Here is a 26,608-nt window from a genome sequence, read left to right as displayed (position 1 = left end):
CAGTTAAGTCTTAGGCGGGTTCTCCAGGGCGGATTTCAGCGAAACCTTGGCCGATCCGGGTTTGAGCGGCTTTTGCTGCGAGGCGTCGGGCGCCCAACCCGACATCCAGACAATCGAAAAACTTGCGCGGATACGGCCATCCGGATCCGAGAATCGCTCGGCATAGATTTCGGCGGCGCGGGCAAACAGGCGTCTGCCGGCTGGCCGCCGGCTGCGATCGAGGAGAGCGCTGGTTTCGCCCATGGCGCGCAGATCGGCGGCAAGATCGAACAGCGTATCGTAGCGCACCGCGACCGTTTCGACATCGGCGACAGGCAAAGCCAGGCCGGCGCGCTGCAACAGCGCGCCCGCGTCGCGCACGTCGGTGAAAGGAAGGATGCGCGGGCTCGCGCCGCCAAAAAGCTCCGTCTCGGCCGCAAGCATGCTCTCGCGCAACTCCGTGAGCGTGCCTGCGCCGGCGAAAGCGCCGAGGAACAGCCCGTCCGGTCTCAGCGCCCGGCGGATTTGCGCCAGCACGCCGGGAATGTCGTTCATCGCGTGCAGCGAGAGCAGGGAAACGACGAGATCGAGGCTGCCTTCCTCGAACGGCACGGTCTCCGGCGGCGCCACCAGGCCGGGGCCGCCGGCCAGAAGCGCTTCGTCCATCTCGACGCGCACGATCTCGCCGACCTTGCCGCTGCCGGCAAGCACGTCCGCCGCCGCCGACGTCTGGCAGAACAGCGCGGCCGCCTTGCCGAAGCGGCGTTCGACGGCGCCCAGCCGGTCGGCAAGGTCTTCCGCGGCGCGCCGCATCAGGAAATCGGCGCCTTCGACGGGGCGGGCGAGAGCCCTGCGCTTGCGCGCGAGCCAGAGCTCGGTGTCGATCAAGGGCTGCAATGAAAAGCTTCCTGTTGTCCGCGCGTGCCGCAGTGGTGTTAAGGTGGCGCGAGGTTCCTTTCACGTGGCCGATCCGGTGCACAAGATCAAGACCACAGCGGTCCAGGATATGACGCGGCAGGCGCTGGCCTGGCCGGCGCGCCTGTTGTTTCCGCCGGTTTGCGCCGGCTGCCGTCGCCATGTGTCGCAGCCTGGCGTGCTGTGCGGCGCCTGCTGGCCCAAGCTGAGACTGCTGGAGAAGCCGTGGTGCCCGGTGATGGGCACGCCCTTCACCCACGACATGGGCGAGGGGTTTTTGTCGGCCGAGGCGATCGCCGATCCTGCGCCCTTCGAGCGGGCGCGGGCGGCCGTCGTCTATTCAGGCGTCGCGCGGCAGATGGTGCAGGGGCTGAAATATCAGGATCGAACCGACCTCGCGCGCTGGATGGCGAACTGGATGATGCGCGCCGGCGCCGAGCTGATCGCGGAGGCCGACCTGGTCGTGCCGGTGCCGTTGCACTGGCGGCGCTTCTTCCGGCGCCAGTTCAACCAGTCGGCGGAGCTTGGACGGGCCGTTGCAAAGCTCGGCGGGCTGCCCTTCTCGCCATCCGCGATCCGGCGCGTGAAGCTGACGCGCCAGCAGGTCGGGCTCGAACGGCACGAGCGCGAGGAGAATGTGCGCGCCGCATTCCGCGTGCCGCCGGACGCCGAGATCGAAATAGCGGGGCGCCGGGTGCTGGTGGTCGACGATGTCTACACCACCGGCGCGACGGTGCGGGCGGTCGCCAAGGCGCTGAAGAGGGGCGGCGCCGGAGCCGTCGACATCCTCACTTTCGCGCGCGTCCTGCCCGGGGACTTTCGGCCCGATGAGTCCGCGACTATATAGGTTTGAGTTTGTTGTTTGCCGCATGTCGCTTTCGTACCTGATTCGACGGCATGCATGAGGACTGCCGGCCAATGGCTGATGTGACGATCTACACCCGCATGATGTGCGGCTACTGCAGCGCCGCCAAGCGGTTGCTCGACCGCAAGGGGGTGCCCTATACCGAGCACGACGCCTCGTTCTCGCCGGAATTGCGCCAGGAAATGATTTCGAAGGCGCATGGGCGAGCCACCTTTCCGCAGATTTTCATCGGCGACACGCATGTCGGCGGCTGCGACGACCTCCACGATCTGGAGTCGCAGGGCCGGCTGGACGCGCTGCTCGCCAACGGGAGATGACCATGGGTAGTTTCAAGGCCGCCGCCGTGCAGATGCGTTCGGGCACCAGTCCGGAGCGCAACGCCGCCGACATGGAGATTTTGGTCCGCCAGGCCGCCGGCCAGGGTGCCACCTATGTCCAGACGCCGGAAATGACCGGAGCGCTGGTGCGCGACAAGGAAGCCGGCGCGGCCGCTTTCACCACCGAGGACAAGGACATCGTCGTCGCCACCGCGCGCAGGTTGGCGAAGGAGCTCGGCATCTACCTGCATATCGGCTCGACGGCGATTCGCCGCGCCGACGGCAAGCTCGCCAACCGCGCGTTCCTGTTTTCGCCCGACGGCGCCGCGATTGCCGGCTACGACAAGATCCATATGTTCGACGTCGATCTCGACAATGGCGAGAGCTGGCGCGAATCCGCGGCCTACGAGCCGGGGACGGAAGCTACCGTGACCGATATCAACGGGACGAAGCTTGGCTTTGCCGTGTGCTACGACCTGCGCTTCCCGCAGCTGTTCCGCACCGAGGCGATGGCCGGGGCCGAAGTGCTGACGGTGCCTGCCGCCTTCACGCGCCAGACCGGCGAGGCCCACTGGCATGTGCTGCTGCGCGCCCGCGCCATCGAGAACGGCGCCTATGTCGTCGCCGCAGCGCAAGGCGGCCTGCATGAGGACGGGCGCGAGACCTATGGCCATTCGCTGATCGTCGATCCATGGGGGCGCATCATCGCCGAGGCATCGCATAACGAGCCCGGCGTGATCGTCGCCGAGATCGATCCGGCCCAGTCGTTGGCCGCGCGCCGCAAGATTCCCAATCTGAAGAACGCGCGGGATTTCACCGTCAGTGCCGGGACAAGCGAAGCGCCGCGTCTCAGGGGTGCCGCTTCTTGATCCGTTTTTCACTGATCTGCGAACACGAGCACGAATTCGAAGCGTGGTTCCGCAGCAATGATGATTTCGACACCCAGAAGAAGCGCGGCTTCGTCGATTGCCCGAGCTGCGGCTCGCACAAGGTCGAGAAAGCGCTGATGGCGCCCGCCGTCTCCACGTCGCGCAAACAGGAGAAGGTCGCCTTGGCCATGGGCGAAGCACAGAAGCAGGCGCTGGCGCAGCTCAAGGCGCTGGCCGAGAAGGTGCGCGAGAATGCCGACTATGTCGGCGACAAATTCGCCGAGGAAGCGCGCAAGATCCATTTCGGCGAGACCGATCCGCGCGGCATCTACGGCGAAGCGACGCCCGAAGAGGCGCAGAGCCTCGCCGAGGACGGCGTCGAGTTCATGCCGATCCCGAGCTTTCCGGACGACCGGAATTAGGACGGCGAACTCAAGCTTCCGATCAGTTTTTCCAGCAGTTTCGCCAGCATTTCCCGGTCCTCGCGCGTCAGGCCGGCGAGGATCTCATGCTCGTTGGCGACGTGGGCGGTGAGTGCCTCGTCGGTAAGCTCGCGGCCTTTCGCGGTGAGCTCGACGACGACGCCACGCCGGTCGCTGGGGTGCGGCGCGCGCCGTGTCAGGCCGGCCTTCTCCAGGCGGTCGAGGCGAGCGGTCATGGCGCCCGACGTCACCATTGTCGCCTCGTAAAGCTCGGTCGGCGTCAGCGCGTAGGGCGCGCCGGAACGGCGCAGCGTCGCCAGCACGTCGAATTCGCCGGACTGCAGCCCAAAGCGGGCAAAGACCGGCGCCAGCCGGTCGCGCGCGATCAGCGACGAGGCCTCGTTGAGCCGCCCGATGACGCCCATCGGCGACACATCCAGGTCCGGCCGCTCACGTCGCCACTGCTCCATGGCCCTGCCCGCTCGATCCATATCGCTCACCGTGAAGTATCTTGACGTAAAGAATCTTTGCGCTATCTTATCGCAATGAGAACCGGCCGCCAAGCGGTCTCGCGGAGACAGGACAGCCCGATGAAACTTATCTGGGATTCGGCGATCGGCCTTCTGGTGGTGACGGGCGGGCTGCTCGGCATGACGTTGCCGTTCGGCAAGCTCGCTACCGGCGCCGGCGTGCCGGCCATGGTCTGGGCCTTCGTTATTTCGCTGGGCGCTGGCGGTGTGCTGCTACTGGCGCTTCTCTTGCGCGGCGAACGCATCCGGCTGACGCCGCGCAAGCTGCGTTATTTCTTCGTCACCGCGGCGATTTCCTATGCCATTCCCAATCTTTTGATGTTCTCGGCCATCCCGCATCTCGGCGCCGGTTACACCGGCATCATGTTCACGCTGTCGCCGGTGATCACGCTGGTGTTCTCGATCCTGCTCGGCGTCAGGCGTCCCAATCTGCTCGGTGTCATCGGCATCGTCGTCGGCTTCGTCGGCGCGGCGATGGTCGCGCTGACGCGCGGCGAGGCCGGCCAGCCAGCCGACTATTTCTGGGTTGCCATAGGATTGCTCATTCCGGTCAGCCTCGCCGCCGGCAACATCTATCGCACCGTCGACTGGCCGGAAGGCACCGGCCCGATCGAGCTTGCCGTCGGCAGCCATCTGGCCTCGGCCACGCTGCTTCTCGTCGGCATCCTCGGCCTTCTGGGCACGCATGCCTTCGCCCCGCTCGGCGCCGTGCCGCTGGTGGTGGTCGGCCAGGTTGCGTCGGCCTCGGCGATGTTCGCCTTCTTCTTCCGTCTGCAGGCGGTCGGCGGCCCGGTCTATCTCAGCCAGATCGGCTATGTGGCGGCGGCCGTCGGCCTGTTCGCGGGCACGATCTTCCTCGGCGAGCACTACCAGCTTCTGACCTGGCTGGGCGCCGCCATCATCACCGCCGGCGTTTTCATCACGACCAAGGCACAAAGCCAGGCTGGCGCGCCGACGCCGGTCCGGATCGAGCCGGCATCGTCCACGAGCTAATCCGCTTTGCCGGAGGATTCCGGCTGCGGATGGCGGCGGCGATGGGTGGCGGCGGCGCGCGCCGCCTGCTCATAGATGCCCGTCATCAACTCCAACGTGCGCGCGACGTCCTCGAGCTTCTCGGCCATCTCGGGAATGCGCTTCACCGCCTCGATGAGCAGGACCGAACGGATATCGGCATAGCGCTCCGTCACCCGATGACCGAGCGGCGTCACCTCATAGGTCACGCCCGCCCTGCCGCTGCCGGTGCGCGTGATCAGCCCGCCCTTCAACAGCTTGCGCAGGCTGTACTGGATGTTGGGAATGTCGTCGCGATTGGTCATCTGGGCGAGATCGCGGACGCTTTTGGGCCGATCGTTCATCCTGATGACGTGGAGCAGCGCGTTTTCGGGCCCGCTGGCCGAAAACTCTATCACCGTGGCGAGACATTCCGCCTGCCAGTGGCCGAACGCCTCATATGACCGCATCAGTGCGTATTCGACCTCGGTGACGTCGATCTCCAGCGGCGTGCGCGCCAGATGCCAGCCGCGGTCGAGCAGTTCTTCCTGTGTTTCCAAAGATTTGCGACGCTCGTTCATCCGCCTGTCCCTCCGCGCCAAGGATGCGCCGATCCATGCGATTGCGTCTACATGAATTTATGATAGACTTTCTATTATAAATTATAACGAAAAACGGAGGAGAACATCGTCATGAGCATGCTCGACAAGTCCGCGACCGGCACGCAGCCCTTCTTTCTCGGCACATTCGCGTCCAACTGCTCCGGCGGCATGACCGTCACAAAGGTCGACGAGCGCTGGGACAATTCCTGGGACAACAATGTCAAGCTCGCCCGGCTTCTCGACGAAGCCGGCATCGACTTCATGCTGCCGATCGCCCGCTGGATCGGTTACGGCGGTGAAACCAATTTTCATGGCAACGTGCTTGAGACGATCACCTGGGCGGCTGGGCTGCTGGCGCTCACCCGCAATCTCACAGTCTTTGCCACCACCCACACGGCGGCCAATCATCCGGTGGTCGTGGCCAAGCAACTGGCGACCATCGACCAGATCAGCCGCGGTCGCATCGGCCTCAACATCGTCGCCGGCTGGAACAAGCCGGAATACGAGGCGCTTGGGCTGACGCTGCCCGACGACCACATCACACGCTACGGCTATGCGCAGGAATGGTTCGACATCGTGCGCGCCCTGTGGAGCCGCACGGAAGCCTTCGACTGGGACGGCACCTGGTTCAAGCTCAAGAAAGTGCTCGGCGATCCGCGCCCGTCCTCGCCGCCGCCGATCCTCAACGCGGCCGGCTCGGAGGAAGGGCGCAAATTCGCTGTCCGCAACGCCGATTTCCTGTTCACGCCGGCCATCGACCTCTCGCGCTCGAAGGACGAGATCGCGGCGCTGAAGGAGCAAGGTAAAGTGGCGGGCAGCGACGTCGATGTGCTGACTTTCGCGCATGTCGTGTGCCGGCCCACGGAAAAGGAAGCAAAAGACTATCTCGAGCATTTCGGCCGCGCCAACGCGGATTGGGCAGCCGTGGACAATCTGGTGCGGCTGCAATTCGCCCATGCGCAATCCTTCCCGCACGATCTTCTGGCGCTCATCCGCGACCGCATGGCGGCGGGCCATGGCGGTTTCCCGCTGACCGGCACGCCCGAGCAGGTGGCAGACGGCATCACCCAACTGCACGAAGCCGGCTTCCGCGGATCGACCTTGTCTTTCGTCGACTATGTCGAGGAATTCCCCTATTTCCGCGACACGGTCCTGCCTATCCTTGAACAGAGGGGCATCCGCATCGCGCCGGCCGCGATGCAGTCGGCGGCTTAGCGAGGAGATGGCAATGCCCAACGCAGAAGGTCCGGTCAGCGTCGCGGATTTCCGCGCCGCCATGCGGCTCATCGTCGGCAATGTCAGCGTCATCACCGCCGGCGTCGGCGACGACCGTACCGGTCTCGTCGTCATTTCCGTGGTGTCGCTGTCGGCGGAGCCGCCGAAGGTGATCGCCTGCGTCAACCGCTCCTCGTCGACCTGGCCCATCATCGAACGCTACCGGCATTTCGGCGTCAACTCGCTCGGGCCACAGCACCAGCGGCTCGCCGAGCGGTTCTCGGGTTTCGGCGGAATAAAGGGCAAGGACCGCTACGAGGGCGCCGAATGGACGACGCTGAAGACGGGCGCAGCGCTGCTTGCCGAGGCGGTCGCCGCCTTCGACTGCAGCCTGGACGAGATGATCGACCGCGGCACGCACTCGATTGTCATCGGCTCGGTCGAGGCGGTCAGGACGCAGGATACCGGTCAGGCGCTGATCTACTGGCGGGGCGGTTATCGGCCCTTGGAAGCCTGACCGGCTGTCGAGATCAGACGGAAGCTTTCTCGGCCAGCACCATATAGTTGACATCCATGTCCCTGGACTTCTGCCAGCGGTCGGCCAGCGGATGATAGATGACGCCGGTGCGGTCGATCACCGTGAGCCCGGCGGCGCCCAGCGCCTTCCCAAGCTCCTCCGGCCGCACCAGCTTGCCGAACTGATGCGTGCCGCGCGGCAGCCAGCGCAGCACATATTCGGCGCCGATAATGGCAAGGCCGAGCGCCTTCAGCGTGCGGTTGATGGTGGCGACGAACATGATGCCGCCGGGGCGGACCATCTGGCCGCATTTGGCGACGAACAGGTCGACGTCGGCGACATGCTCGACCACTTCCATGTTGAGGATGACGTCGAAGGTTTCGCCGGCGTCGGCCAGCGCCTCGGCCGTCGTGGCGCGATAGTCGACGCTGACGCCGGCCTCCGCCGCGTGCAGCTTTGCCACTTCAATGTTGGTCGCGGAAGCGTCGGCGCCGACCACTTCGGCGCCAAGCCTGGCCATCGGCTCGCACAAAAGCCCGCCGCCGCAGCCGATGTCGAGGAAGCGCAGGCCTTCGAACGGCCGCGCGGCGCGCGGATCGCGGCCGAAACGCGCCGCCACCTGGTCGCGGATATAAGCAAGCCGCACCGGATTGAACTTATGCAGCGGACGGAACTTGCCGTTCGGGTTCCACCATTCGGCGGCAAGGGCGGAGAAGCGCTCGACTTCTCCGGCATCGATGGTCGATCGGCGGGGCTCTGGCATGGCGGGTCTCCAGCGCATGCCCCCGAAAGCCGGAATCGATTTTCGGAAAGGATCATGCGTAAAGTCAAAGTGCTACAGCGTCCCTTGCGCCTCCCAAAGGACGCGCGGCGCTGTAGGCGCTAGGAAGTCGGGTCCTTGGCGCCAAAAGTCAAGGCAAGGTTTTTCGGTTGTTGCCACGCGCCCACACCGTCAGCACGTGGCAGCTTGGTCGGACCAACGCTGAAACGGAATCACGACTTCGCACGAATGGGACGCCATAGACTGTTCGAAAAGGAGCTCGATCATGCAGCCCTCGATCCTCTGGCGCCGTCTCGATCTCGAAGGCCACGATGCCTGCCTGCTTTGCGCGACCGAGATCGGTTGGCGGCTCAACGGTCACGCGCTGTTCCTACATGACGGCCGGCCCTGCAGCCTGGCCTATTCGGCGGAGTGCGATGCCGACTGGCGCACATGTTCCGCAAGCGTCGAGGGCTTTCTCGGCACGCAAACCTTGCGCTATGAGGTCGAACGGCTGGCCGATGGCCGATGGATACTGAATGGTGCGGAGCAGGCGGAGGTTGCCGGGCTTGTCGATATCGATTTAGGCTTCACGCCGGCGACGAACCTCTTGGCGATCCGCCGCTTCGACCTTGCCGTCGGCGACGCGACGCCTGCCCCGGCGGCCTATCTGGCCTTTCCGGAGTTGAGGCTTGAACGACTGGACCAGAACTACCGTCGCCTCGACGACGGCCGCTACGCCTATGCCGCGCCGAAATTCGGCTACGACCAGGTGCTGGAGGCCTCGCCGGTCGGCTTCATTGTCGACTATCCAGGCCTTTGGAAAGCCGTTGTGCTGAATTGAGCCGCATCGGGCGTCGGCCGTCGCGTTAAGGCATAGACAGCGCAACCTCGGCATGGCTCATCTCGACGCTGGCCGGGTCGATCGCCTGCACCGCTTCGCTGCCGCCAATCTCGGCCATGATGCGGTCCGCCGCGGCCTTTGCCTGTTCCAGGCTTTGCCAGCGCACGACGTCGACCCACACCCCATCCTCGCGCCTGCCGAGCTGTCGGCTTAGAAAGCCAGGCTGCCGGGCAAGCCAATCCGTCATGAGCCCATTGTTGGCGACAAAGCCGGCTTCGGTGCCGGGCTTGAGGCGAAAGGTGACGATTTCCAGCGTTTCGGTCATCAGAATCTCCAAAGCCCCGGTTTCGGCAGCCTTATGGCATGACGGGCGACGGTATCCGTCAGGATGAGCGGTGCCGGGGCGGCTATAAGCGCGCTCGCTTGCGAAGCCTTGCTGTTTTGGCTAAGGAGGCCGCGCATTTCCGCGCCGGGTCGCCCTGGCGTTTCCTCCGGTGCCGGCCTTGAGCCGGCTTCAGTCAAAGGCATTTCGCTTCCATGGCGCGTATCGTGATGAAATTCGGCGGAACCTCGGTCGCCGACATCGCCCGCATCCGCAATGTGGCGCGCCATGTCAAACGCGAGGTCGATGCCGGCCACGACGTTGCCGTGGTGGTCTCGGCCATGGCCGGCAAGACCAACGAGCTGGTCGGCTGGACCCGCGAAGCCTCGCCCATGCACGATGCGCGCGAATATGACGCCGTCGTCGCTTCGGGCGAGCAGGTCACGGCCGGTCTTCTGGCGATCACGCTGCAGAATATGGGCATCCATGCACGATCCTGGCAGGGCTGGCAGATCCCGATCAAGACCGACAGCGCCCATGGCGCGGCACGCATCCTCGACATCGACGGCGCCTTCCTGATCAAGCGCTTCGGCGAGGGCCAGGTGGCGGTCATCGCCGGTTTCCAGGGCATCGGGCCGGACAACCGCATCGCCACGCTCGGCCGCGGCGGCTCCGACACGAGCGCCGTGGCGATCGCGGCGGCGGTCAAGGCCGACCGCTGCGACATCTATACCGACGTCGACGGCGTCTACACGACCGACCCTCGCATCGAGCCGAAAGCCCGGCGTCTGGCCAAGATTTCCTTCGAGGAAATGCTCGAAATGGCCTCGCTCGGCGCCAAGGTGCTGCAGGTGCGCTCGGTCGAGCTTGCCATGGTACACAGGGTGCGTACCTTCGTGCGGTCGTCCTTCGACGATCCCGATGCGCCCGGAATGGGGGATTTGCTCAATCCGCCCGGAACGCTCATTTGCGACGAGGAAGAGATCGTGGAACAGCAGGTCGTCACCGGAATTGCCTACGCCAAGGACGAAGCGCAGATTTCGCTGCGCCGCGTCGGCGACCGTCCAGGCGTCGCCGCCGGCATCTTCGGCCCGCTGGCCGAGGCCAACATCAATGTCGACATGATCGTCCAGAACATCTCCGAGGACGGCAAGTTCACCGACATGACCTTCACCGTGCCATCCGGCGACGTCGACAAGGCGCTTGCGGTTCTGGAGAAGCTCAAGCCGGAAGTCGGCTACGATGTCGTGCAGTCGGAAGCCGGCATGTCGAAGGTCTCGGTCATCGGCATCGGCATGAGGAGCCACGCCGGCGTTGCCGCCACTGCCTTCAAGGCGCTGGCCGACAAGGCGATCAACATCCGCGCCATCACCACTTCCGAGATCAAAATCTCGATACTGATCGATGGTCCCTACACGGAACTCGCGGTTCGCACTTTGCATTCCGTCTACGGTCTGGATAAGCAATAGCAGGAACTGAGTCAGTTGTTGCGTGAGCGCCGGCCGCGGGAGAAACTGCGGCGGGCGAAATGCCCATTGGAGAACAAGCCGCGATGCGTGATACGGCCAGTGGCCCGCGCGTTCTGCTCAAACGGCTTCGCGAGCTCATGCAGGAGCCGCTGGAGCCGCAGGAGCGGCTCGACCGCATCGTGCGCGACATCGCCTCCAACATGGTCGCCGAAGTCTGCTCGCTCTATGTGCTGCGCGCCGACTCGGTTCTCGAACTCTACGCCACCGAGGGTCTGAACCCGAACGCCGTCCACCTGGCGCAGCTCAGGCTCGGGCAGGGCCTTGTCGGCACGATCGCCGCCAGCGCGCGGCCGCTCAACCTCTCCAACGCGCAGGAACATCCGGCTTTCGCCTACCTGCCGGAGACGGGCGAGGAGATCTATAATTCCTTCCTCGGCGTGCCGGTGCTGAGGGCAGGGCGAACGCTGGGCGTGCTGGTGGTGCAGAACAAGACCATGCGCCACTATCGCGACGACGAGGTCGAAGCGCTCGAAACGACGGCGATGGTGATCGCCGAGATGATCGCCACCGGCGATCTCGCCCGCCTGACCAAGCCGGGGCTGGAGCTCGACCTGCGCCGCCCGGCGAGCTTCACCGGCGTCTCCTTCAACGACGGCGTCGGTCTCGGCCATGTCGTGCTGCACGAGCCGCGCATCGTCGTCACCAACCTGTTCAACGAGGACAGCGAGGAGGAAGTGCGCCGGCTGCAGTCCTCGCTCGGCTCGCTCCGGCTCTCCATCGACGACATGCTGGAGCGGCGCGAGGTCGCCTTCGAGGGCGAGCACCGCGAGGTCCTCGAGGCTTACCGCATGTTCGCCAATGACAGCGGCTGGGTGCGTCGTCTGGAAGAGGCGATCCGCAACGGCCTGACGGCGGAAGCGGCGGTCGAAAAGGTCCAGAGCGACATGCGCGCGCGCATGCTGCACATGACCGACCCCTATCTGCGCGAGCGGATGAGCGATTTCGACGACCTCGCCAACCGGCTCTTGCGCCAGCTGATGGGGCGCGGGCCGGAGGATGTCGCGGCAGCGTTGCCCAAGGACGCCATCATCGTCGCCCGCTCGATGGGCGCGGCCGAGCTGCTCGACTATCCGCGCGACAAGCTGCGCGGCCTTGTGCTGGAGGACGGCGCCGCCACCAGCCATGTCGTGATCGTCGCGCGCGCCATGGGCATTCCGGTCGCCGGACAGGTGAAAGGCGCCGTTTCCATGTCGGAAAACGGCGATGCCATCATCGTCGACGGCGAGGAAGGCACCATCCATCTCAGGCCGCAATCCGACCTGGAAGCCGCCTATGCCGAAAAGGTCCGGTTCCGGGCCCGGCGGCAGGAAGTCTATCGCGAGCTGCGCAAGAAGCCGTCGCTGACCAGGGACGGGGTTCCGGTCGATCTCCTGATGAATGCGGGCCTTGCCGTCGACCTGCCGCAGCTGACCGAGTCGGGCGCCGCCGGCATCGGCCTGTTCCGCACCGAGCTGCAGTTCATGGTCGCCTCGACCTTCCCGCGCGCCGAGGCGCAGGAGCGGCTTTACCGCGACGTGCTCGACGCCGCGCGCGGCAAGCCGGTCACTTTCCGCACCATCGACATCGGCGGCGACAAGGTGCTGCCTTACTTCAAAGGAGCGATCCAGGAAGAGAACCCGGCGCTGGGCTGGCGGGCGATCCGGCTGACGCTCGATCGTCCCGGGCTGCTCAGGACGCAGATCCGGGCGATGCTGAAAGCCAGCGGCGGCCGCGAGCTGAAGCTGATGCTGCCAATGGTCACCGAGCTGTCGGAAATCGCGCAGGCGCGCGAGATCATCGACCGCGAGGTTCGGCATTTGTCGCGCTTCGCGCACCACCTGCCTACCAGCCTCAAGCTCGGCGCGATGCTGGAAGTGCCCTCGCTCTTGTTCCAGCTCGACGAATTGATGAAGGCGGTTGATTTCGTCTCGGTCGGCTCCAACGACCTCTTCCAGTTCGTCATGGCCGTCGATCGCGGCAACACCCAGCTGGCCGACCGTTTCGACAATCTGTCGACGCCTTTCCTCAGGGTGCTGAAGACGATCGCCGATGCCGGCACGCGCAACCATACGCCGGTGACGCTGTGCGGCGAGCTGGCCGGAAAACCCATATCTGCCATGGCGCTGATCGGTCTCGGCTTCCGCTCGATCTCGATGTCGCCGGCGTCGATCGGTCCGGTCAAGGCAATGCTGACCGAACTGCCGCTGCAGGAACTGAAGGCCTTTTTCGACGACAATCTGATGGTGCCCAGCCAGAAAGTGCCGATGCGAGCCTTGCTGCAGGCGTTTGCCGACGACCGTTCGATTCCGCTATAGCGTCTCGCCATGATCAACCTTCCCCGCGACCGCATGGATCAAGTCGTCAAGCGTTTCGAGATGCTCGAAGCGCAGATGTCGGCCGGGCCGGCGCCCGAGGCCTATGTTCGGATGGCGTCGGAATATGCCGAGATCCAGGAGATGGTTGCCAAGGTCCGCGCGTTGCGATCAGCCGAACAGGAGCAGGCCGATCTCAAGGCGATGCTTGCCGACAAGAGCACCGATGCCGAGATGCGGGCGCTGGCCGAGGCGGACCTGCCGGGCGTGGACGAACGTATCGAGGCGCTGCAACAGGACATCCAGATCCTGCTCTTGCCCAGGGATGCCGCCGACGACAAGAACGCCATCCTCGAAATCCGTGCCGGCACCGGCGGTGATGAAGCCGCGCTTTTCGCCGGCGATTTGTTTCGCATGTACGAACGTTACGCAGCGGAGCGCGGCTGGCGTTTCGAGACGGTGTCGGCCAGTGACGGCGACGCCGGCGGCTACAAGGAAATCATCGCCACCATCTCCGGCAAGGGTGTCTTTGCCCATCTGAAGTTCGAGTCCGGCGTGCATCGCGTGCAGCGCGTGCCGGCGACCGAAGCCAGCGGGCGCATCCATACCTCGGCGGCAACCGTTGCCGTGTTGCCGGAAGCGGAAGAGGTCGACATCGAGATCCGGCCCGAAGACATCCGCATCGACACGATGCGCGCCTCGGGTTCGGGCGGTCAGCACGTCAACACCACCGACTCTGCGGTCCGCATCACGCATCTGCCGACCGGGATCATGGTGGTGCAGGCTGAGAAGTCGCAGCACCAGAACCGGGCCAAGGCCATGCAGATCCTGCGCGCGCGGCTCTACGACCTGGAGCGCAGCCGGGCCGACGAGGAACGCTCGGAGTCGCGCAAATCGCAGGTCGGCTCGGGCGACCGGTCGGAGCGCATCCGCACCTATAATTTCCCGCAGGGGCGCGTCACCGACCACCGCATCAACCTTACGCTCTACAAGCTCGACCGGGTGATGATGGGCGAGCTCGACGAGGTGGTCGACGCGCTGATCGCCGATCATCAGTCGAAGCTGCTTGCCGACATGAGCCTCGATGGCTGACCAACTGCCTGCCGCGCTCGGGCCGCTGCTCAGGGCGGCGCGCGAGTGCCTGGCCGCCGCCGGTATTGCCGATCCGGCGCTCGATTCCCGGCTGATCGTCGAGCATTTCTCCGGCGCGAGCCGCACCCAGGCCATTGCCCAACCGGAGCAAAAGGTGAGTTCTTCGGTGCTTTCGGCCATCGAAGCGGCCCTGAGGCGTCGCGTCGCAGGCGAGCCAGTGCATCGCATCCTCGGCTACCGCGAATTCTACGGCTTGCGCCTGTCGCTTTCGCCGGAGACGCTGGAGCCCAGGCCGGACACCGAGACGCTGGTCGACGCCGTCCTGCCTTTCGCCCGGGCAACGGCCGAAAGGCTAGGCGAATGCCGTATTCTCGATCTAGGCACAGGCAGCGGCGCCATCGCGCTGGCCCTGCTCGGCGCCGTCCCGGTGGCCACCGCGACGGGCATCGACATTTCGCTCGATGCACTGGCGACCGCGGCCGGAAATGCCCGGGATCTGGGGCTCGGCGAACGCTTCAAAGCCTTGCATTCCAACTGGTTCGAAAAAGTTTCGGGCCGTTACCATGTAATTGCCTCGAACCCTCCCTATATACCGACTCGAGACATTGGAAATCTGCAGGACGAGGTCCGCGATTTCGACCCGCACCGGGCCCTTGATGGCGGTGTGGATGGTTTGGACCCCTATAGGGTCATCGCCGCCGAAGCGGCAGCATTTCTGGAAGCGCAAGGCAAGGTAGCGGTCGAGATCGGCCACACGCAGAAAAACGAGGTCAGCGGGATCTTCGCGGCGGCCGGCTATACGTTAAACGCCGCACATTGCGACCTCGCCGGTAATGATAGGGTTCTGGTGTTCGAGCGGCGAAAGCCCTGATGCAGTGCGAAAAAACCGCTTGGCAATACCGGGGAATGCAGTTAGGGTCCGGCTCAACCGGATGAGACGAAGCAGGCAGTGCTCCCAGCGATTCGGTTTTCCTTGGAAATAGCTGCCTTCTTGCGCAAACGACGCCCAAGCTTCGTGCGGGAATCATCCGGCAAGTGATGTAACCGGAACAGGATGGCACGTGGCGCCAACGCAATTGATGCGGGCGAACGCCGGTGAAGAAACGAAACGGCTGGCTGCATGAGCGCCTCCGTTCGTGAAGTTTTTTTCGAAAATTCACTATGAAGAGAGTCTAATGAGGCCACAACAGCAGAACAGGCGCATGCGCGGTCGCAACAACAATGGCGGCGGCGGTGGCAACAACAACAACCGCAAGGGGCCGAACCCCCTGACCCGCACCTACGAGAGCAACGGCCCGGATGTGAAGATCCGCGGATCGGCTCAGCAGATCGCCGAGAAATACGCCACACTCGCCCGTGACGCGCAAAGCTCCGGCGACAGGGTGATGGCGGAGAACTATCTCCAGCATGCCGAACACTACAATCGCATCATCGCTGCAGCGCAGGCGCAGATGCCGATCCAGAACGTCCAGCAGAACCGCGATGACTTCGACGACGATCTCGACGAGGATCGCGAGGAGTTCGACAATGCCGGCAACAACAGTGCCGATGCGCCGGCCGCGGCGAACGGTTCAGGGCCGCAGCCGGTGATCGAAGGCACGCCGGCGGAACTCGCCTACAACCAGGAAAACGGCCGCGACAACAACAACCGTCGCGACAGTGGTCAGCGGGATGGTGGGCAGCGCGACAACAATGGCCGCGACCGGCACCGTGACCGCCGCAACGGCGGCTACGGTCAGTATGGCCAGAGCGGCCAGCGCGGTGAAAACAGCCAGCGTGGCGAGCAGGGCGGCCAGCAGTTCGACCAGAACCGCCGCAATGAGGCGCAGGCGCAGCCCGAAGCTCCCGCGGAAGCCGGCGCCGCGCCTGAACAGGCGCCGCAGTTCGACAGTTTCTCGCCAGCAGCCCTTGCCGCTCAGGCCGAGCTCAATGAAGCCGCCCAGGACAGCGGCAGCCGCCGCCCGCGGCGTCCGCGTCGTCCCCGCGGCAGCTATGCCGACCAGGCCAGTGGCGAACAGGGCGACCAGCCTGAAGGCGCGAGCCCGGAAAAGTCGGGCGAAGCACCTAGCGCGGTGAGCAATGGCGATGAGGTCAATGCCAGGCCCGCCGAAGAGGCAAGGCCGGCGAGCGAGCCTGTCGCCAGCGAGCCGGCGCCGGTTGCCAGCGAAGCGCCCGGCGAGCCAGTCGTCGCCGACGCGAACAACTGATCGAAACACCATTCCAGGCATTGCAGACGGCGGAGAGGAATCTCCGCCGTTTTCGTTCGTGCGCACCTGGAATATTCTGCTTTGATCGACATCAAGGCGTCTTGAGGGACCGCGGCCCATACACCATATCTGCGCTGAACAGGGCCCGGCTCGAATGAGCGGGTCCGTCACCGCAATCTGATCCGGTGCCGCAAAGCGGGCCGGTGATGGAAGGAGACAGACATGAATCTTGAAAAATACTCGGAGCGCGTGCGCGGCTTCATCCAGTCCGCGCAGACCATGGCGCTCTCGCGCAACCACCAGCAATTCACCCCCGAACATATGCTGAAGGTGCTCGTCGACGATGACGAGGGCCTCGCCGCGTCACTGATCGAGCGCGCCGGCGGCAATGTCCGCGACGTCAAGCTCGGCGTCGAGGCGGCGCTCGAGGCCATGCCCAAGGTCGAGGGCGGCAACGGCCAGCTCTACCTTGCCCAGCCGCTCGCCAAGGTGTTCTCGACCGCCGAGGACCTGGCCAAGAAGGCCGGCGACAGCTTCGTCACCGTCGAGCGGCTGCTGCAGGCGCTTGTCATGGAGAAGTCGGCCAAGACCGCCGACATCCTGTCCAAGGCGGGCGTCACCGCGCAGGCGCTCAACCAGGCCATCAACGATATCCGCAAGGGCCGCACCGCGGACTCGGCCAGCGCCGAGCAGGGCTATGACGCGCTGAAGAAGTACGCGCGCGATCTCACCGCCGACGCCCGCGCCGGCAAGCTCGACCCGGTCATCGGCCGTGACGACGAGATCCGCCGCACCATCCAGGTGTTGTCGCGGCGCACCAAGAACAACCCTGTGCTGATCGGCGAGCCGGGCGTCGGCAAGACGGCCATCGCCGAAGGCCTGGCGCTGCGCATCGTCAATGGCGACGTGCCGGAATCGCTGAAGGACAAGCAATTGATGGCGCTCGACATGGGCGCGCTGATTGCCGGCGCCAAATATCGCGGCGAATTCGAAGAGCGGCTGAAGGCCGTGCTCAACGAAGTCACCTCGGCCAATGGCAACATCATCCTGTTCATCGACGAGATGCACACGCTGGTCGGCGCCGGCAAGGCTGATGGCGCGATGGACGCATCGAACCTGTTGAAGCCCGCGCTGGCGCGCGGCGAACTGCACTGCGTCGGCGCGACCACGCTCGACGAATACCGCAAGCATGTCGAAAAAGATGCCGCGCTTGCCCGCCGTTTCCAGCCCGTCTTCGTCGACGAGCCGACGGTGGAGGACACGGTTTCGATCCTGCGCGGCCTGAAGGAGAAGTACGAGCAGCACCACAAAGTGCGCATCTCCGATTCCGCGCTCGTGTCGGCGGCGGCGCTTTCCAACCGCTACATCGCCGACCGCTTCCTGCCGGACAAGGCGATCGACCTGGTCGACGAGGCGGCATCCAGGCTGCGCATGCAGGTCGATTCCAAGCCCGAGGCGCTGGACGAGATCGACCGCCGCATCATGCAGCTCAAGATCGAGCGCGAGGCTTTGAAAGTCGAGAAGGACGAGGCTTCGAAGGACCGGCTTGCCCGGCTGGAGAAGGAGCTTGCCGACCTCGAGGAGGAATCGCGCGAGCTGACCACGAAGTGGCAGGCCGAAAAGCAGAAGCTCGGTCTTGCCGCCGACCTGAAGAAGCAGCTCGACGAGACGCGCAACGAACTGGCGATCGCGCAGCGCAAGGGCGAGTTCCAGCGCGCCGGCGAGCTTGCCTATGGCAAGATCCCGGAGCTCGAGAAGAAGCTCAAGGAAGCCGAAGCGCAGGACGGCAAGACCAGCATGGTGGAAGAGGTGGTCACGCCCGACCATGTCGCGCATGTCGTGTCGCGCTGGACCGGCATTCCGGTCGACAAGATGCTGGAAGGGCAGCGCGAGAAGCTTTTGCGCATGGAAGACGAGATCGGCAAGCGCGTCGTCGGCCAGGGCGAAGCCGTGCAGGCGGTGTCCAAGGCCGTGCGCCGCGCCCGCGCCGGGCTGCAGGATCCGAACCGGCCGATCGGCTCGTTCATGTTCCTCGGCCCGACCGGCGTCGGCAAGACCGAGCTCACTAAGGCGCTGGCCAGCTTCCTGTTCGACGACGAGACGGCGCTGGTGCGCATCGACATGTCGGAGTTCATGGAGAAGCACTCCGTCGCCCGGCTGATCGGCGCGCCTCCCGGCTATGTCGGCTATGAGGAAGGCGGCGCGCTGACCGAAGCGGTGCGGCGCCGGCCGTACCAGGTCGTGCTGTTCGACGAGATCGAGAAGGCGCATCCCGACGTGTTCAACGTGCTGCTGCAGGTGCTCGACGACGGAAGGCTGACCGATGGCCAGGGCCGCACGGTCGACTTCCGCAACACGCTGATCATCATGACGTCCAACCTCGGCGCCGAATATCTGGTCAACCTTAGAGACGACCAGGATGTCGACGCCGCGCGCGACGAAGTGATGGCTGTGGTGAAGGCCTCGTTCCGGCCGGAGTTCCTCAACCGCGTCGACGAGGTGATCCTGTTCCACCGGCTGCGTCGGCAGGACATGGACCGCATCGTCGAGATCCAGCTCAAGCGGCTGGAGAACCTGCTCGTCGATCGCAAGATCGCGCTGTCGCTCGATCACGACGCGATCGAGTGGCTGGCCTCGAAGGGCTACGATCCGGCCTATGGCGCCAGGCCGCTGAAGCGGGTGATGCAGAAGGAGCTGCAGGATCCGCTGGCGGAGAAGATCCTGCTCGGCGAGATCCTCGACGGCTCGACCGTCAAGGTCACGGCTGGCTCGGATCGGTTGAACTTCCGCTCGAAGCCGACCGTGGTGGCGACGGAAGCCGCCGCCTGATCTCGGGCAAGTTGAAACGAAGGGCGCGTCGCATCGGACTGGTGCGGCGCGCTTTGTTATTCCCGGCGACAGCGCATAATCGGTTGCCGATTCGAACGGCTGGGAAGAACGCGATGAAACTCGAAGACTATAACGGCTTCTGCGCCTCGCTGCCCGCGACGACGCATGTGGTCCAGTGGGGCGGGGCCCATGTCTGGAAGGTCGGCGGCAAGGTGTTTGCCATTGGCGGCTGGAACGAGGGTGGGCAGCTCTTCGTCACCTTCAAATGTTCCGAGATGGCCTATGACGTGCTGAAGGATCAGCCGGGCTGCCGCCCAGCGCCTTATCTTGCCTCGCGCGGCATGAAATGGATCCAGCGTCAGACAAGCCAAAGCATGGATGATGCGGCGCTCGAGGACTATCTGCGCGAGAGCCATCGCCTGGTCGTCCTCAAGCTGACCAAACAGGCACGTAAGGAATTGGGGCTTGCCGTGACTTAGAGATCTTATGCATGTCGTTCTCGCAAAACCGCTGCACACTTTTGCGCGACATGCACTAGCTGATATTCCTCAAGGTACCGGAAAACCGCCATCTTCATGCCCGGTTCATGTTGGAACCTTAAGTTGGGTAACTGGTTTGCTGGCGAAGGGGTTCGCCCGCCAGAAACCTAGTCGACCGGAGAGCTTGACCCTCATGCTGCGCTTGATCTTTTCCCTTTCGGCACTCGCGGCCGGGCTGGTGTCTTCAAGTGCGTTCGCCATGCCGAGCGTGGATGGCGCGCAGGGTGTGCGCCCGACCGAGCGCGGCGTGCTGATGCTGGCTCAGGAAGGCAATATCGACATCTACTACGACGCCAGGGGCAACCGCGTTCTGGTCGACGCCGATACCGGCAAGGTCATCGCCATCCAGCCGCCAGGCAGCAGGCTCGATCGCCGCGCGCTTCGCCGGCAGATGCGCATGCAGGAACTCGGCCGCGCACCGGCCGAGGGCGACGACCGCTATTATCTCGACAATCCCGAGGACATGGCCCGCTTCCGCCGCCGGCAGCTGGAGGAGAACGGCCGCGTCATCCCGCCGCCGGTCGATGAGTACGACCCCAACGATAACAATTCCGTCGATGCCTACCCGCCGGCGCCCAACAATGATGAGGGCTATGCGACCACTTATCCGGAGGCGCCGAAGTCCAACACCATCAAGCGCCAGCCGCTAAACGAGGCGTCGATCGACCCGGAGCAGCCGGGCCAGGGCGAAGTGCTGCAAACCAATCCGACCGCCGAGCCTTCACCGCCGCCGAACACCGGCGGCAAGGCCACCGTCGATCCGTCGTTGTCGCTCGGGGTGCGCCAGGACGTGGCGGCACTTCAGGTGCTGCTCGATCGCGGCGGCGCCTCGCCCGGCGTGATCGACGGGCGCTTCGGCTCGAATGTCGACAAGGCGCTGGCCGCCTACAACGAGATTAACGGCACCAGTTTGAAATCGACCGATGAAGTCGGCATCCAGGCGGCGCTTGCCCAATCCGGCGGCGACGCCTTTGCCTCCTACACGATCACGCCGGAGGATGCGGCCGGCCACTATCTCGCCTCGATCCCCGAGGACTACAGCCAGAAGGCCAAGCTCGACTGCATGTGCTACACCTCGGTCACCGAGGCGCTGGCCGAGCGCTTCCACATGGACGAGACCTATCTGAAGTCGATCAACAAGGGCCTGGACTTCAATCGCCCGGGCACGATCATCAAGGTCGCCAATTTCGGCAGGCTAGTGTCGACGCCGGTGGCGCGCATCGTCGCCGACAAGACCAAGAAGGAAGTCTACGCGTATGATGGCGGCGGCAAGCTGGTCGCGGCCTATCCGGCGACCATCGGCTCGGCCGACACGCCTTCGCCGACCGGCATTCATGCCGTCTCGCGCATCGCGCTCGACCCGAACTACACCTACAATCCGAACATCAATTTCAAGCAGGGCCAGAACGACAAGATCCTGACCGTCCCGCCGGGGCCGAATGGTCCGGTCGGCTCGGTGTGGATCGCGCTCGACAAGCCGACCTATGGCATCCACGGCACGCCCGATCCCTCCAAGATCGGCAAGACCGAGAGCCATGGCTGCGTGCGCCTGACCAACTGGGATGCGCGCGAGCTTGCCAAGCTGGTGTCGCCGGGCGTCACGGTGGAGTTCGTCGGCGGCTCTTCGGCCGACAACATTGCGCAACAGGATCCGCCCGGCGACGTGGACGTCGGTGCAAAATCTGAGGAGCTCCAGTGATCGCGAGATATGCGCTTGCCGGCCTGCTTTTGATCGTCGGCCAATCCGCATACGCGCAGTCGGACGACGAGATGGCGGCATGCGTCGATCGCGCAAACGGCGCCACGGATGAAATGCTGGACTGCGGGAAGGCGGAAATCGGCAAGTGGGATGCCAGACTGAATGCCGCCTATCTGACGCTGCTGCATCACGAGAGCGGTGCAGGGCGCGCCAGGCTGCAAGCGGAACAGAAAGCCTGGCTCCGCCATCACCTCAAGGAAACACATCGCCTTGCGGCCGATCCGGACACCGGATCGGGAGCATTCATGCTCTCGCAAGGGTTCGAACTGGACGATATCACCAAGCGCACGCTCGCCCTGGAACAGCGCGTTCGCGACGGCCACGGACAGCCAGGCCGGCTTCGCCACGCGTGAGAGCTTGCCAGGCCGGGTGTCGCTCGGCGCCACGGTGGAGTTCGTCGGCGGCTCTTCAGCCGATTATGTGGCGCAGCAGCGAACTGCGCGGCGCGGTGGCGTAAATCAGCTGCACCAGCAGGATGAAGACGATGCCGAGCAGCGGCGTGATCAGGCAAAGCGCTGCGCCGATCGCCCACAGGATCTGCGCCTTGACGATGCGATTGTAGACGGTGCGGCGCGTCTCGGCATCGACGTCCTCGGCGATCATGCCGTTCCTGTCGGCATACCGCCAGCTTGAAAACAGCGTGACGCCCAGCATCAGCAGATTCAGCCAATAGACCAGCACCGCGACCCTGAATTCCAGAAAATCGGCGAGAAGATCGGTGGAGAAAGGCAGCAGCGCGATAAAGGCAAGGAAGCACAGATTGAGCGTCGCGAGCCGCCGGTCCGATTTCGCGATCAGGCCATGCTGCGCCTGCTGGCCGAACCAGAAGATGGTCAATGTCAGGAAGCTCAGCGCATAGGTCAGGAACCGTGGCGCCAGCGCGAGGATCGCGACGAGCAATTCGCTTTCCGAATGCACCGCCTGGTGCGAGGGCACCCTGATCTCCAGCACGATCAAGGTCAGCGCGATGGCGAAGACGCCGTCGGTTATGCCGACGATGCGTCCGCGTCCTTCCGCCGACGGTTCGAGCGGCCGCTTCATGGCTTCCCCCCTTTCACGCACACGCACAATGCTGGAACCTAGCACGCGATCGGCGGTTTGCATCAGGAATGAGCCCACCTCGCCACCCGGTTAGTGTCTCTGGTTTCAAGAACAGCGATACTCTGGCTTGTTGTTGCGCTCACGCGAGGGGGCTAAGCAGAGCTTCATGTCATCCGCGAACGAAACCACAACCGATTCGCATCCGCCCGCGCGGGCGAACGGTACGTTCTGTCCTCAGACGCAGCGAAAATTCGTGCTGGTCGCGGCGATCCTCGCCTCGGCGCTCGGTTTCATCGACGGTTCGATCCTGGCGATCGCCATGCCGGCGCTGCGCGTGGATCTCGGCGCCGGCCTGGCGCAGGCACAGTGGATTTCCAACGCCTATGCGCTGACGCTGTCGGCGCTCATCCTGGCCGGCGGCGCCGCCGGCGACCGGTTCGGTCTGCGGCGTGCTTTCGTGACCGGGATCGCGCTGTTCATCGCGGCTTCGCTTGCCTGCGCGCTGGCGCCCGATCCGGCTGTGTTGATCGCCTTCCGCGCCATCCAGGGCATCGGCGCGGCGATCATGGTGCCGGGCAGCCTCGCCATCATCGCCAAGGCCTATCCGAAGAAGGAGCGCGGCCGGGCGATCGGCATCTGGGCTGCCGCTTCGGCGTTGACCACGGCGCTCGGTCCCGTGCTCGGCGGCTTCGTGCTCTCAACTTTCGGCAATGGGGTCTGGCGCGCGATCTTTGCCATCAACCTGCCGCTTGGGTTGATCTCCATCTATCTGCTTTTGGCCAAGGTGCCGGCCGACAAGCCGACCGAAAAACGCAGCCTCGACCTTGGCGGTGCTGCGCTGGCGACGCTTGCTTTCGGCCTGCTCGCCTACGGGTTGACGGCGATGAATGCCGAAGGCGCGGGATTGATGTCGGGCCCGGCGATCGTCGCCGGCGTGGTGCTGCTCTTTGCCTTCATCTTTTATGAGCTCAGGCGGCGCGACCCGATGATCGATCTCGGCCTGTTCCGAATCAGGGCCTTCGCCGGCGCCAATCTGGCGACGTTCTTCCTTTATTTCGCGCTGTCGGCCAATCTGTTCTACCTGCCGATGCTTCTGATCGCCGGCTGGCGGCTGAGCGAGGCCGAGGTCGGCTTCATCTTCCTGCCGCTGTCGGCGTCGATCGCGCTTTTGTCCGGACCGGTCGGCCAGTGGTCGGATCGTATAGGTCCGCGTTTCCCGATCGCCAGCGGCAGCATGGTCGTGGCGATCGCCTTCGCCGGCCTTGCCTTGCTCACCCATTTCGGCATCCACGATTTCTGGATCGGCACCTTCCCGCTGATGGCGCTGATGGGGCTTGGCATGGCGCAGGTCGTGTCGCCGCTGTCGACCGCGGTCATGACGTCGGTCGAGGACAAGGATACCGGGGCCGCGTCCGGCATCAACAACGCGGTCTCGCGCGTTGGCGGCCTGATCGCGGTGGCGGCAATGGGCTCGCTGGCGGCCTGGGTTTACGCTCGGATGACCGGCAATGCCTCCGGGATACCCGGTTTCGGCGAGCCGCCCGCATCCGGGCTTGCGGCCAATCTCGACGCGGCGAGAGTCGCGGCAAGCGATTCGGCTTTCGCCGCGGTCGCGGCGATCACGACGCTGCTTTGCGTGTTTTCTTCGCTCACCGCCTGGTTCACGGTTCCCGGACAGGCATCGCCCTGGCCGAGGCAGACAAACGATTCGCGTGATTAAGGTGCATTGAGATTCAGGTCAGGCCGGCATCACCTGAATATCAAGACACCCTTAGTTCGGAAGCTGCGAATCGGTCTTGGCGCTGGCAACTTTCAGCGAGTTGCCGTCTTCCTGCTTCAGAAGATCATCGATGCGCTCACGCTCGCGCTTGAAAGCCACGAGATCGTCGCCCTTCAGCACCTTGCCGACCGGCAGACGCACACGCATCGAGTCGACCTTGGTGCCGTTGACGATCAGCTCGTAGTGAAGATGCGGGCCGGTGGAGAGGCCGGTCTGGCCGAGATAGCCTATGACCTGACCCTGCCGGACATGAACGCCAGGTTCGATGCCTTTGGCGAAAGCGCTCTGGTGGTTGTAGGAGGTCTCGTAGCCATTGGCATGGCGAAGGATGATCTGCTTGCCGTAGCCGCCGGCCCAGCCGGCCTTTTCGACGACGCCGTTGCCGGCGGCGATGATCGGCGTGCCGACAGGCGCGGCCCAGTCGGTGCCGGTATGCATGCGCACATAGCCAAGGATCGGGTGCCGACGCGCGCCGAAACCAGAGGTGAAGCGCCCGTTGGGCAGCGGGTTGCGCAGCAGGAACTGCCTGGCGCTCGAGCCATTCTCGTCGAAATAATCGGTGCTGCCGTCCTGCATCTGGAAGCGGTAGAAGTTGCGCGTCTGACCGCCGAAGGTCGCCGAGACATAGAGGAGCTCGGAATTGTCGGAGGTCTGGTCGTCGCCGTCGGGTTGCGAAAACAGCACTTCGAGGCGGTCGGCCGGCGAAAGCCGCGACTGGAAATCAACGTCGGAAGCGAGAAGCTTGATCAGCTTCTGCGTCATCGCCTTCGACATGCCGTAGGAATAAGCGGCGCGGTAGATGCCGTCATAGATATTGGGCAGGTTGCCGCGGACCACGACGGGCTGCGAATCGTCGAACGCCGTCAAAAGTTCCGGATTGGCCTCGGGCTCCTGCGCCGGCACATACTGGCCGCGGTCGTCGAGGGCGATGGTCACGATATGCGTGGTCTTGTCGTAAACGCTGGTGCGCACGACCTTGGCGACATCGCCGCGCACTTCGAGACCGACGCGCAGCACGGTTCCGGCCTTCAGCGCCGGGGCGTTCAGGAGCTTGCCGATCGCCTCCGCCATGCCGGTGGCGTCATCGCCCGTGTAACCCGAATCGGCATAGGCCTCGACGATATCGGTATCCTTGGTGAAGGGGATGATTTCCTCGGCGAAGGCCGGGGTCTGATCGTCCGGCGTGGCGCGCGGCGCGACCGAGACGTTTTCCTGCGTGATCTTCACGTCATAGGAACCGGCCATCGATTCGGCGAAGGCATCGCCGAATCGCTGCGGATCGACATAATGCAGCGCCGCCACCTGGACGGCGCCGTCGCTCAAGCCGTTGCGGGCGTCCCGCACCACCTTTTCCACCTCGTCGGCGGAAAGGTCGCTCTTTTCGTCGAAGGAGGCCGTCTCGATCGGGAAATCGACCGTCTTCAGGCTCATCTCGCTTTCGACCTTGGCGCCGTAGATCTGCCCGGCGACCGCGGCGGCCATTGCCGGCTGCGCATTGTCGTCGCTGTCGTCGCCAAACACCTGCATCGGGTCGAATGGCGGGTAGGGGCGGTTGGTTGTGTGGCCGGCGGCGAGCGCCATCTTGACCTGCACGAAAGGCATGGTGTGGATAACGTCGCGATCGCCGACCTTGTTGACCATCGACACTTCCATGCGCCGCCGGTCCTTTGCGCGGGCGATCTGGCGCGGCGCGACCAGCCTGGTGGTCTTTGCCTGCTCGCCGGAATCATCGCCGCCGCCTGCAAGGCTGATGAGCTCGGCGATTTCGGGCGGGGTCGCCAGCTGCTGGCGGCCATCAAGCGCGGCGAACAAGGCCACGCCCATCAAAACACTGGATGTAACGCCGGTGAGGAACGTGCCCGACAGCCAGCGGGCCGAGACCTCGCGGCGGTCCGGCGGACCGCTGCGGCCGTCCGCGATCAGCGGCGGCTCGTTGCCGAGTTCGGCTATGACATCTTCCGTGTCTGGCATCCAGAAAGGCTGCTTCTTCCCCGGGCGAACGGCTTGTCGTTATCGTTGCGGCCATGACATTTGCCTGTCACGGCGGTTGAAGTCAACGAAACGGCATGCCGGGGCCGATATCCCCAATCATGCGTTCTGCGCACGGCGCACGTGTCGTCTGTCGTGGAGGCGCCTCACACATACGCGCGCGCATTCCTTATATGGGCCGGTTTCACGCCTCAATACGGCGGCAATAGGGCCTCGTTGTGGACGACACCAGGGCTGCCGCAAGGGCAGTCGGCTACCGAAAAAGCGGTTCGAAAAATTCGTCGCAAAAAATTCAAAAAAGTTCGAAATCGGTGTTGACGCGTCGACGGAGGTCCGACTATATACGCCCCACGAACGAGGGCGGTGCGCCGCTGGCGACGAAGAAGTTTGCTTCTAAATCTGCCC

At 64.6% G+C, this 26,608-nt stretch carries 25 protein-coding genes; 18 read left to right on the top strand and 7 right to left on the bottom strand.

Annotated features, from left to right (window positions below; all coding sequences use genetic code 11):
* Positions 1 to 3: 3 nt before the first annotated feature.
* Complete coding sequence (locus tag RFM52_RS16350) at positions 4 to 876, bottom strand: methyltransferase domain-containing protein (RefSeq protein ID WP_320296742.1); 873 nt, start codon at positions 874 to 876, stop codon at positions 4 to 6.
* A 64-nt stretch (positions 877 to 940) separates the two neighbouring features.
* On the opposite strand from RFM52_RS16350, the gene RFM52_RS16345 reads away from it, so the two are divergent.
* The 4 genes from RFM52_RS16345 (at position 941) to RFM52_RS16330 (ending at position 3,367) form a co-directional block, all read left to right on the top strand.
* Positions 941 to 1,741 carry a ComF family protein gene (locus tag RFM52_RS16345; RefSeq protein ID WP_320296743.1) on the top strand — a complete coding sequence of 267 codons (801 nt, stop codon included), beginning with the start codon at positions 941 to 943 and terminating at the stop codon, positions 1,739 to 1,741.
* 71 nt (positions 1,742 to 1,812) lie between these two features.
* Complete coding sequence (gene grxC, locus RFM52_RS16340) at positions 1,813 to 2,076, top strand: glutaredoxin 3 (protein WP_320296744.1); 264 nt, start codon at positions 1,813 to 1,815, stop codon at positions 2,074 to 2,076.
* A 2-nt stretch (positions 2,077 to 2,078) separates the two neighbouring features.
* Positions 2,079 to 2,945, top strand: coding sequence for a carbon-nitrogen hydrolase family protein (locus RFM52_RS16335; RefSeq protein ID WP_320296745.1), 867 nt, complete (start codon positions 2,079 to 2,081; stop codon positions 2,943 to 2,945).
* Entirely contained in the window at positions 2,942 to 3,367 is a 426-nt protein-coding gene (locus RFM52_RS16330) for a DUF1178 family protein (RefSeq protein WP_320296746.1), read from the top strand. Before RFM52_RS16335 ends, RFM52_RS16330 begins: the two co-directional genes overlap by 4 nt.
* Here RFM52_RS16330 and RFM52_RS16325 read toward each other — a convergent pair.
* Entirely contained in the window at positions 3,364 to 3,858 is a 495-nt protein-coding gene (locus RFM52_RS16325) for a MarR family winged helix-turn-helix transcriptional regulator (protein WP_320296781.1), read from the bottom strand. The genes RFM52_RS16330 and RFM52_RS16325 overlap by 4 nt on opposite strands.
* 99 nt (positions 3,859 to 3,957) lie before the next feature.
* Here RFM52_RS16325 and RFM52_RS16320 point away from each other — a divergent pair, with 99 nt between their 5' ends.
* A complete protein-coding gene (locus tag RFM52_RS16320; RefSeq protein WP_320296747.1) occupies positions 3,958 to 4,890 on the top strand; it encodes a DMT family transporter in 933 nt (310 codons plus the stop codon).
* Here the strand turns inward: RFM52_RS16320 and RFM52_RS16315 are convergent.
* Positions 4,887 to 5,468, bottom strand: coding sequence for a winged helix DNA-binding protein (locus RFM52_RS16315; RefSeq protein WP_320296748.1), 582 nt, complete (start codon positions 5,466 to 5,468; stop codon positions 4,887 to 4,889). The two genes, RFM52_RS16320 and RFM52_RS16315, sit on opposite strands and share 4 nt — an antisense overlap.
* A 111-nt stretch (positions 5,469 to 5,579) precedes the next feature.
* On the opposite strand from RFM52_RS16315, the gene RFM52_RS16310 reads away from it, so the two are divergent.
* Entirely contained in the window at positions 5,580 to 6,704 is a 1,125-nt protein-coding gene (locus tag RFM52_RS16310) for an LLM class flavin-dependent oxidoreductase (protein ID WP_320296749.1), read from the top strand.
* 13 nt (positions 6,705 to 6,717) lie between these two features.
* The gene (locus RFM52_RS16305; protein ID WP_320296750.1) at positions 6,718 to 7,221 is read left to right on the top strand and encodes a flavin reductase family protein; all 504 of its coding nucleotides are present in this window, start codon (positions 6,718 to 6,720) and stop codon (positions 7,219 to 7,221) included.
* Between the two features lie 13 nt (positions 7,222 to 7,234).
* Here RFM52_RS16305 and ubiG read toward each other — a convergent pair whose 3' ends face one another.
* A complete protein-coding gene (gene ubiG, locus RFM52_RS16300) occupies positions 7,235 to 7,984 on the bottom strand; it encodes a bifunctional 2-polyprenyl-6-hydroxyphenol methylase/3-demethylubiquinol 3-O-methyltransferase UbiG (protein WP_320296751.1) in 750 nt (249 codons plus the stop codon).
* Positions 7,985 to 8,267: 283 nt separating this feature from the next.
* Here ubiG and RFM52_RS16295 point away from each other — a divergent pair, with 283 nt between their 5' ends.
* A complete protein-coding gene (locus RFM52_RS16295; protein WP_320296752.1) occupies positions 8,268 to 8,825 on the top strand; it encodes a putative glycolipid-binding domain-containing protein in 558 nt (185 codons plus the stop codon).
* A gap of 25 nt (positions 8,826 to 8,850) precedes the next feature.
* Here the strand turns inward: RFM52_RS16295 and RFM52_RS16290 are convergent, their stop codons facing one another.
* Complete coding sequence (locus RFM52_RS16290; RefSeq protein WP_320296753.1) at positions 8,851 to 9,150, bottom strand: antibiotic biosynthesis monooxygenase family protein; 300 nt, start codon at positions 9,148 to 9,150, stop codon at positions 8,851 to 8,853.
* 212 nt (positions 9,151 to 9,362) lie between these two features.
* Between RFM52_RS16290 and RFM52_RS16285 the strand changes: the two genes are divergently transcribed.
* From RFM52_RS16285 to RFM52_RS16245, 9 genes are all read left to right on the top strand, one after another.
* Positions 9,363 to 10,616, top strand: coding sequence for an aspartate kinase (locus RFM52_RS16285; RefSeq protein ID WP_320296754.1), 1,254 nt, complete (start codon positions 9,363 to 9,365; stop codon positions 10,614 to 10,616).
* 83 nt (positions 10,617 to 10,699) lie between these two features.
* Positions 10,700 to 12,970 carry a phosphoenolpyruvate--protein phosphotransferase gene (ptsP, locus tag RFM52_RS16280; protein ID WP_320296755.1) on the top strand — a complete coding sequence of 757 codons (2,271 nt, stop codon included), beginning with the start codon at positions 10,700 to 10,702 and terminating at the stop codon, positions 12,968 to 12,970.
* A 9-nt stretch (positions 12,971 to 12,979) separates the two neighbouring features.
* On the top strand, positions 12,980 to 14,059 hold the full coding sequence (prfA, locus tag RFM52_RS16275; protein ID WP_320296756.1) for a peptide chain release factor 1: 1,080 nt from the start codon (positions 12,980 to 12,982) through the stop codon (positions 14,057 to 14,059).
* Positions 14,052 to 14,930, top strand: coding sequence for a peptide chain release factor N(5)-glutamine methyltransferase (gene prmC, locus RFM52_RS16270; RefSeq protein ID WP_320296757.1), 879 nt, complete (start codon positions 14,052 to 14,054; stop codon positions 14,928 to 14,930). Before prfA ends, prmC begins: the two co-directional genes overlap by 8 nt.
* Positions 14,931 to 15,234: 304 nt before the next feature.
* A complete protein-coding gene (locus RFM52_RS16265; RefSeq protein WP_320296758.1) occupies positions 15,235 to 16,266 on the top strand; it encodes a DUF4167 domain-containing protein in 1,032 nt (343 codons plus the stop codon).
* A 222-nt stretch (positions 16,267 to 16,488) separates the two neighbouring features.
* Positions 16,489 to 19,095 (top strand): ATP-dependent chaperone ClpB, encoded by a 2,607-nt coding sequence (gene clpB, locus RFM52_RS16260; RefSeq protein WP_320296759.1) that lies wholly within the window; start codon positions 16,489 to 16,491, stop codon positions 19,093 to 19,095.
* Between the two features lie 113 nt (positions 19,096 to 19,208).
* Positions 19,209 to 19,574 carry an MmcQ/YjbR family DNA-binding protein gene (locus RFM52_RS16255; protein WP_320296760.1) on the top strand — a complete coding sequence of 122 codons (366 nt, stop codon included), beginning with the start codon at positions 19,209 to 19,211 and terminating at the stop codon, positions 19,572 to 19,574.
* A gap of 193 nt (positions 19,575 to 19,767) precedes the next feature.
* Positions 19,768 to 21,333, top strand: coding sequence for a L,D-transpeptidase family protein (locus RFM52_RS16250; protein WP_320296761.1), 1,566 nt, complete (start codon positions 19,768 to 19,770; stop codon positions 21,331 to 21,333).
* A complete protein-coding gene (locus tag RFM52_RS16245) occupies positions 21,330 to 21,746 on the top strand; it encodes a lysozyme inhibitor LprI family protein (RefSeq protein WP_320296762.1) in 417 nt (138 codons plus the stop codon). The genes RFM52_RS16250 and RFM52_RS16245 overlap by 4 nt, the downstream gene beginning before the upstream one ends.
* A 55-nt stretch (positions 21,747 to 21,801) precedes the next feature.
* On the opposite strand, the gene RFM52_RS16240 is transcribed toward RFM52_RS16245, so the two are convergent.
* On the bottom strand, positions 21,802 to 22,434 hold the full coding sequence (locus tag RFM52_RS16240) for a TMEM175 family protein (protein ID WP_320296763.1): 633 nt from the start codon (positions 22,432 to 22,434) through the stop codon (positions 21,802 to 21,804).
* A 166-nt stretch (positions 22,435 to 22,600) separates the two neighbouring features.
* Here RFM52_RS16240 and RFM52_RS16235 point away from each other — a divergent pair, with 166 nt between their 5' ends.
* Complete coding sequence (locus tag RFM52_RS16235) at positions 22,601 to 24,154, top strand: MFS transporter (protein ID WP_320296764.1); 1,554 nt, start codon at positions 22,601 to 22,603, stop codon at positions 24,152 to 24,154.
* A 51-nt stretch (positions 24,155 to 24,205) separates the two neighbouring features.
* Here the strand turns inward: RFM52_RS16235 and RFM52_RS16230 are convergent, their stop codons facing one another.
* A complete protein-coding gene (locus RFM52_RS16230) occupies positions 24,206 to 26,185 on the bottom strand; it encodes a M23 family metallopeptidase (protein WP_320296765.1) in 1,980 nt (659 codons plus the stop codon).
* Positions 26,186 to 26,608 lie beyond the last annotated feature (423 nt).

It is taken from the genome of Mesorhizobium humile (genome assembly GCF_033977215.1).
GTDB lineage: Bacteria > Pseudomonadota > Alphaproteobacteria > Rhizobiales > Rhizobiaceae > Mesorhizobium > Mesorhizobium humile.
Note: the sequence above shows the minus strand (reverse complement) of the source record. Positions and strands in the feature narration are given on the sequence as shown.

What these genes read in the sequence shown, in the direction of transcription:
- grxC (WP_320296744.1), top strand. Translation starts at nt 1,813, where the DNA reads ATGGCTGATGTGACGATCTACACCCGCATGATGTGCGGCTACTGCAGC.
- RFM52_RS16335 (WP_320296745.1), top strand. Translation starts at nt 2,079, where the DNA reads ATGGGTAGTTTCAAGGCCGCCGCCGTGCAGATGCGTTCGGGCACCAGT.
- RFM52_RS16325 (WP_320296781.1), bottom strand. Translation starts at nt 3,858, where the DNA reads ATGGATCGAGCGGGCAGGGCCATGGAGCAGTGGCGACGTGAGCGGCCG.
- RFM52_RS16320 (WP_320296747.1), top strand. Translation starts at nt 3,958, where the DNA reads ATGAAACTTATCTGGGATTCGGCGATCGGCCTTCTGGTGGTGACGGGC.
- RFM52_RS16315 (WP_320296748.1), bottom strand. Translation starts at nt 5,468, where the DNA reads ATGAACGAGCGTCGCAAATCTTTGGAAACACAGGAAGAACTGCTCGAC.
- RFM52_RS16310 (WP_320296749.1), top strand. Translation starts at nt 5,580, where the DNA reads ATGAGCATGCTCGACAAGTCCGCGACCGGCACGCAGCCCTTCTTTCTC.
- RFM52_RS16305 (WP_320296750.1), top strand. Translation starts at nt 6,718, where the DNA reads ATGCCCAACGCAGAAGGTCCGGTCAGCGTCGCGGATTTCCGCGCCGCC.
- ubiG (WP_320296751.1), bottom strand. Translation starts at nt 7,984, where the DNA reads ATGCCAGAGCCCCGCCGATCGACCATCGATGCCGGAGAAGTCGAGCGC.
- RFM52_RS16295 (WP_320296752.1), top strand. Translation starts at nt 8,268, where the DNA reads ATGCAGCCCTCGATCCTCTGGCGCCGTCTCGATCTCGAAGGCCACGAT.
- RFM52_RS16290 (WP_320296753.1), bottom strand. Translation starts at nt 9,150, where the DNA reads ATGACCGAAACGCTGGAAATCGTCACCTTTCGCCTCAAGCCCGGCACC.
- RFM52_RS16285 (WP_320296754.1), top strand. Translation starts at nt 9,363, where the DNA reads ATGGCGCGTATCGTGATGAAATTCGGCGGAACCTCGGTCGCCGACATC.
- ptsP (WP_320296755.1), top strand. Translation starts at nt 10,700, where the DNA reads ATGCGTGATACGGCCAGTGGCCCGCGCGTTCTGCTCAAACGGCTTCGC.
- prfA (WP_320296756.1), top strand. Translation starts at nt 12,980, where the DNA reads ATGATCAACCTTCCCCGCGACCGCATGGATCAAGTCGTCAAGCGTTTC.
- prmC (WP_320296757.1), top strand. Translation starts at nt 14,052, where the DNA reads ATGGCTGACCAACTGCCTGCCGCGCTCGGGCCGCTGCTCAGGGCGGCG.
- RFM52_RS16265 (WP_320296758.1), top strand. Translation starts at nt 15,235, where the DNA reads ATGAGGCCACAACAGCAGAACAGGCGCATGCGCGGTCGCAACAACAAT.
- clpB (WP_320296759.1), top strand. Translation starts at nt 16,489, where the DNA reads ATGAATCTTGAAAAATACTCGGAGCGCGTGCGCGGCTTCATCCAGTCC.
- RFM52_RS16255 (WP_320296760.1), top strand. Translation starts at nt 19,209, where the DNA reads ATGAAACTCGAAGACTATAACGGCTTCTGCGCCTCGCTGCCCGCGACG.
- RFM52_RS16250 (WP_320296761.1), top strand. Translation starts at nt 19,768, where the DNA reads ATGCTGCGCTTGATCTTTTCCCTTTCGGCACTCGCGGCCGGGCTGGTG.
- RFM52_RS16240 (WP_320296763.1), bottom strand. Translation starts at nt 22,434, where the DNA reads ATGAAGCGGCCGCTCGAACCGTCGGCGGAAGGACGCGGACGCATCGTC.
- RFM52_RS16235 (WP_320296764.1), top strand. Translation starts at nt 22,601, where the DNA reads ATGTCATCCGCGAACGAAACCACAACCGATTCGCATCCGCCCGCGCGG.
- RFM52_RS16230 (WP_320296765.1), bottom strand. Translation starts at nt 26,185, where the DNA reads ATGCCAGACACGGAAGATGTCATAGCCGAACTCGGCAACGAGCCGCCG.